Source organism: Anaeromassilibacillus sp. An250 (assembly GCF_002159845.1).
Lineage (GTDB): Bacteria > Bacillota > Clostridia > Oscillospirales > Acutalibacteraceae > Anaeromassilibacillus > Anaeromassilibacillus stercoravium.
In genome coordinates this window covers 1-5,502 of record NZ_NFJK01000045.1, presented here as the reverse complement: position 1 = coordinate 5,502, position 5,502 = coordinate 1, and the positions used below count along the sequence as shown (strand labels likewise).

General features: G+C 52.9%; 7 protein-coding genes. 3 read left to right on the top strand and 4 right to left on the bottom strand.

Going from position 1 to position 5,502, the window contains the following annotated elements; translation table 11 throughout:
* Both B5F54_RS16905 and B5F54_RS16900 read right to left on the bottom strand, forming a co-directional pair.
* On the bottom strand, nucleotides 1-1,241 hold a 1,241-nt coding region (locus tag B5F54_RS16905; protein WP_172749783.1), incomplete at its 3' end, for a recombinase family protein.
* Between the two features lies 1 nt (nucleotide 1,242).
* Entirely contained in the window at nucleotides 1,243-1,446 is a 204-nt protein-coding gene (locus tag B5F54_RS16900; RefSeq protein WP_007885061.1) for a transposon-encoded TnpW family protein, read from the bottom strand.
* Between the two features lie 262 nt (nucleotides 1,447-1,708).
* On the opposite strand from B5F54_RS16900, the gene B5F54_RS16895 reads away from it, so the two are divergent.
* From B5F54_RS16895 to B5F54_RS16885, 3 genes are read left to right on the top strand one after another with little or no spacing between them, the layout of a single operon-like run.
* Nucleotides 1,709-2,557: a hypothetical protein gene (locus B5F54_RS16895; RefSeq protein ID WP_087235313.1), complete on the top strand. Its 849-nt coding sequence runs from the start codon at nucleotides 1,709-1,711 to the stop codon at nucleotides 2,555-2,557.
* A gap of 31 nt (nucleotides 2,558-2,588) precedes the next feature.
* Nucleotides 2,589-3,509 carry a hypothetical protein gene (locus B5F54_RS16890; RefSeq protein ID WP_087235312.1) on the top strand — a complete coding sequence of 307 codons (921 nt, stop codon included), beginning with the start codon at nucleotides 2,589-2,591 and terminating at the stop codon, nucleotides 3,507-3,509.
* Nucleotides 3,506-4,534: a virulence RhuM family protein gene (locus tag B5F54_RS16885; RefSeq protein WP_087235311.1), complete on the top strand. Its 1,029-nt coding sequence runs from the start codon at nucleotides 3,506-3,508 to the stop codon at nucleotides 4,532-4,534. The genes B5F54_RS16890 and B5F54_RS16885 overlap by 4 nt, the downstream gene beginning before the upstream one ends.
* A 66-nt stretch (nucleotides 4,535-4,600) precedes the next feature.
* On the opposite strand, the gene B5F54_RS16880 is transcribed toward B5F54_RS16885, so the two are convergent.
* Both B5F54_RS16880 and B5F54_RS16875 read right to left on the bottom strand, forming a co-directional pair.
* Nucleotides 4,601-4,876 (bottom strand): DUF6809 family protein, encoded by a 276-nt coding sequence (locus B5F54_RS16880; protein ID WP_087235310.1) that lies wholly within the window; start codon nucleotides 4,874-4,876, stop codon nucleotides 4,601-4,603.
* Nucleotides 4,877-4,889: 13 nt separating this feature from the next.
* Entirely contained in the window at nucleotides 4,890-5,240 is a 351-nt protein-coding gene (locus tag B5F54_RS16875; protein WP_007885050.1) for a TnpV protein, read from the bottom strand.
* Nucleotides 5,241-5,502 lie beyond the last annotated feature (262 nt).

The following is a 5,502-nucleotide window of genomic DNA, read 5'->3' as shown; positions in this document are numbered from 1 at the left end:
TCCTGCTGGCGAACCTGTGAAATGCTGCGAACTTTCTGAATAAATTCCTCCTTGTTCTGGATGGCATAGCTGGCGGTAGTGCAGATGGTTTCCAGAATCAGGGCATTCAGAGCCTTAGTGCTGACCGTGTGAGAAGAACACATCTGCGTTTCTCGCTCAAAGGTCAGGGTGTAGGTGGAGCAGCTGTAAAAATCCACAGAATATTCCCGTCCGGCCTTTTTGCGCTTGCCCCGGTGGTTATACATCTTAGCTCCGCAGTCAGCACAGAACACAAGGCCGGTCAGGGGATTGGCGATGCCGGTGGTATCTGTCCGGCGCACCGTCCGTTTCACCTGCTGGGCGAGCTGCCAGGTTTCTGGGTCAACAATGGCCTCGTGGGTGTTCTCAAAAATCAGCCAGTCGGACGGGTCATTTTTTACCCGTTTATCCCGGTAGGACTTCTTGGAAGAACGGAAATTGACGGTGTGCCCCATGTACTCCGGCTTGGTCAGCATGGAACTGACTGTGAAGCCGTACCAGTCATAGGGTCGGCTGGTGTCCACGGTGTTTTTTCGGCAGCCCCTGCCGTTTCGTGCCAGATAATAGGCGGGGCACTCCACCTTTTCCCGTGTGAGTATCTTGGCAATCTCATGGGGGCCGTGCCCCTCCACCGCAAGCCGGAAGATCCGCCGCACCACGGCGGCGGCTTCCTCGTCCACCAGCCAGTGGTCCTTGTCCTCCGGGTCTTTTTTGTAGCCATAGATGGCGTTGTTGGTGGTTGGCTTGCCCGCCTTGCCCTTGACACGGTATGCTGCCGAAACCTTTTTGGACTGGTCACGCAGATACCATTCATTCATGATATTGAGAAAGGGCGCAAACTCGCCACTGTCCTGTTCCTCGCTGTCGATGTTATTGGCGACAGCAACAAAATGAACCCCATTCTGCCGGAACATTACCTCGGTGTAAAAGCCGGTTTGCAGGTAGTTTCTGCCGATCCGACTTAGGTCCTTACACAGCAGATGGGCCACCTTGCCCGCCTCGATGTCCGCCACAAGGCGCTTCCATGCGGGACGGTCAAAGTTGCCGCCGGACCACCCATCGTCTGTGTAGTGGACGATATTGGTGTAGCCCCGCTGTGCTGCATAGCTTTCGAGATAACGTTTCTGGTTCAGAATGGAGTTCGAGTCGCCCGTGAGGTCATCGTCACGGGACAGGCGCTCATAGAGCGCAGTGATTTTTTCTTCCGTCTGTCTGTTTGCCATATCAGGCGCTCCTTTCAGACGGACGGCTCATTTGTGGCAGTTCCATTATACCACATTCCGGCTGGTTTGCCAGCCCGTCATTGCGGATCAGCCGCAGAATTTTATCTTCCATCGTTTCCTCGGCGGTTTCGCTGAGGTAGACACGAACTTTATAGGTGGTGTTGCCAATGTGCCGGGTCAGAAACACGGCGTTTTTATCTGCCATAGAACCTCTCTTTCTTGCGCTTTCGGCGCATCCGGTGTATACTGTTGTTATAGTTCCGTTGCCTGTAACCTGCGATTGTGTTACTTCTTTTTTGTGTCAAGCCTGAACATGGCGAAAGCCCCCCTTTCTCCTGCGTGAAAAAGCAAATGTAACCCAAGTAACTTGTTTTTAGATTACTCTTTCACTAATAGGAGAAATCCGGGATGCAAAACGGAACCATTTTTGAAAAATCGCAAAATATTTTTTTAAAAGAGGTGGGGTCATGGCGTATCTGTCTGATGACGAGCTTCTGGATACCGAGGGTGGCTTCACCGGATGGGACGATGGGACAGGCGCAGGGGCGGAAGAAACGCTGGAACAGGCGCTTGCGGAAGAACGTCTGGCCGAGCTGGAAAATGAGCTGGAGCAGGACGAGCATCCCGTCGATTATGATGCCGAACTGGAAACCGAGGAAGAAGAAGCCGCCCCGGTCAGTGATAAGCGGCTGAAACGGGAGATGCGGGCCGAGGCCATACGGCGGTTGGAGGAAGCCGCCCGCACCGAAAAGGATTTCCGGGCCGTGGTGGAGGAATGGAACAAGCTGGATCGGAACCGGGAACGCCGGGAACGGGACCACGAAAACCTCCGTGGGGATGTGCCGCTGGAATATCAGGCGGTGCCGGAACCGAAGCTCATTCCCCGCTGGATGAACAACCCTGCATACCGGCAGCTGATGGCCGGGAACTTTCTGGACATCCTGTTTGACTGCCCCTATGAGATGCACAATCTGACCGCTGACACCTTTATATCCCGAATGGTGGAGGAATTAAGCGAGGAACATAAGGAAGTTCTGTATTTCCTCTCTTTGAGGCTGTACAGCACCACCCGTCTTGCCGCTGTCCGTGGGCAGTCTGACCGCAACATCCGCAAGCTGCGGAAAACTATCCACAAAAAATTGCAGCGCCAGATGTATGACCATCTGTGCGGTAAGCAGGAGCATGGCGGCAGCCTGACCTTGCGGGAACGCCAGTTTTTGGAGGAATACTCGAAAATCGCAAGAAAACAGGGCAAGGACGCCGTGATCCGGCGGGAGAATAAGACCAAGCGCAGAAAAAAGAAAAACCGCCCCTGATAATTGGGACGATTAAGGAGAAAGGGCGTGTATGATGAAAAATTTGTTTGAACAGTCCCGTTCCCATTGGGTTCGGTACGATCACTATGAGATGAAAACAGCGGAAGATGGCAAACAGTACATCACCCCCGGCAAGAGTGCAAAGCCGGATGTCTACAATCCGCTGAAAGAGGTCCCCAACATTGTGCTGGATGCCCTGAATGTGGGGATGCTGATGATGGGGCGCAAGCCGGAAGCAGAAGTGGAAAAGGCGATCATGGAGTTTATCACCCGGTACGGCCTGCTGGGGCTGATGACCGCCCTGCCCACCACGCCGTCCTTTATGGACTATGAGGCGGTGTACCTGCCGAAAAACCACTTCATCAAGGAAGAATCCATGGCGACGGACCGATACCTGTCCCTGTTTTACCCCTTTGACCAGCTGGATTTGGTGAAGAACGGCATTGAATCCTCCTGGAATGTGTCCGGTGACCGGACGATGATTGCTCTGACCATGACTTTCATGGACGAGCCGATGGCGAAGAATATGAGCTTCCAGCGGGAATATGCGGAACCCTACGACTGGGTTGCCCAGCAGTTCAAAGATTGGGCCTTTACACTGACCACCGCCATTTTGTACTACAATGACTATGATTCCATTGACGAGGACGCACGGGGGCTGTACCGCAAGGCCATGGCCGCATTTGGTGGGATCGCCCCCAGCTACCACATCGAGCTGTTGGATAAGCCCACCATCTATTGGGATTTCCATTCGCTGCTGCTGGGCATCCAGATGATGTTCAGCTTCATGTTGGTAGACGGTGACCAGCCCCTGCGCCTGTGCAAGCACTGCCAGAAGGTGTTCCTGGGCAGCCGGTCCAACGCCGCCTTTTGCAGCCCACGGTGCAAGAACCAGTACAATGTCTACAAGAGCCGGGGAAAGAACCGGACGGATGGAGGTGACGAGGAATGAGTGAGGAACAGGGACTGACCCCGTATGAAACCAGAGAAATCCTCTTTTACAAGACCGAAAACGGGGAGGTGCGGGTGGAAATCCTGCTCTTTCAGGAAAATCTCTGGCTGACGCAGGCAAAAATGGCAGAGCTGTTCGAGGTGCAGAAAGCGGCCATTTCCAAGCATCTGAAAAAAATCTTTGAATCCGGCGAACTGAGCGAGGATTCAGTTGTTTCCAAAATGGAAACAACTGCGGCGGACGGGAAACGGTATCAGACCAATTATTATAATCTGGACGCCATCATCGCTGTGGGGTATCGAGTGAACTCCAAAAAGGCGACCATGTTCCGCATTTGGGCGAACCGGGTGTTGAAAGAGTTCATCATCAAGGGTTATGTGATGGATGACGCACGGCTGCGGGAGCCGGAAAACTTTTTCGGCAAGGATTATTTCGAGGAACAACTGGAGCGTATCCGGGACATCCGGGCCAGCGAGAGAAGGTTCTACCAGAAAATCACGGACATCTATTCCCAGTGCAGCGCTGACTACGATGTGGAAAGCCCCATCACAAAGGAGTTTTTCGCAACGGTGCAGAATAAGCTCCACTATGCGGTCACCCATCATACCGCCGCTGAGATCGTATACGGCCGTGCCGACAGCACCAAGCCCAACATGGGGCTGACCACATGGAAAAACGCCCCCAAAGGCCGCATCCGCAAATCGGATGTCACCGTTGCTAAAAACTATCTGAACGAAACGGAAATGCGTAACCTGAACGAGATTGTCACCATGTACCTGGACTATGCGGAACGGCAGGCCCGCCGTGGAAATGTCATGTATATGGCCGATTGGGTCAAGCGGCTTGACGCATTTTTACAGTTCAACGAGGAAGATATTCTGCATGATAAGGGCAAGGTGACCGCCGCCATTGCCAAAGCCTTTGCCGAGAAAGAGTTTGAAAAGTTCCGGGTTTTGCAGGATCGGACCTATCAGAGCGACTTTGACCGGCTGGTTGCGGAAACTTCGGATGCCCTGACAGAATAACCATATACACAGAAAGCCCACGCCTTCGGTTCTCTTTCCGGCTGCGTGGGCTTTTTCGGCCATCGCCTATTTCTTGTTTTGCAGCTGTTCATGGGCTTCCTGCTGGACAATCAGCCCCGCCGAAAAGCCATACTTGAAATGGCTCTCACTTTCCTCGCATTGGGCAATAGCGTTCTGCGCCCGGAGTTCCTCCACCAGAGCATAGTCCTCTTTGCTGAGCCGCTGGGATAACTGCTCCATCAACGCCGCACAGGTTTGGACCGCCTTGCGGTATTCCAGGGACGTGGGAACAACGGTTTCACAGGGATAAAACTCCCCGTTATACATGGCTTCCAAAATCATTGCGTTCCCTCCCTCAACAGTAGACCAGCTCAGCCAGGACAATTTCCTCGGCCCTGTTGTGGATGGAGTTCATGGAGCGCACCCATGCCATCTGGTCGGCAGCTTTCAGGGCTTCTGTGACGCCCTCTTGCTGCATCATGGATTTTTCAATGATTTCCAGCCGCTCCCGGCAGGCGATGTCGATTTCCTCCAAGTGGGGAAGCAGCTTTTCAGTGACAATGAGATCGGTATACAGAATGGGCCGATGTTCTTTTAAGTAGGCACGGCGCATCCGGCCATATTTCCCGATATGGTACTCTTTGGTGTCTGCTAACACAAGGTTGGGAATGAGATAGTCGCCGCATTGGGTGTAAGTCAGTTCCATACAAGGCTCCTTTCGTGAGAATGTGGTTGACAGTTACGGTAGGTTTGAGGGCATCCCTCCTTTATCATAACTGTCTTTTCATTCGCCACAAATGAGCCGCCAGTCATGATGTAATGTTTTTTGGTGTAATCCACCCTCTATACATTACATCATGGTTCGATATGGAATTGCTCTCGCCTTGCAATTCGTCCTCATGGGACAATCTCGGATAAAGGGCGGTAATGAGGTTTTGGGTGGCTTGTCTTAACATAAAATCCTCCGT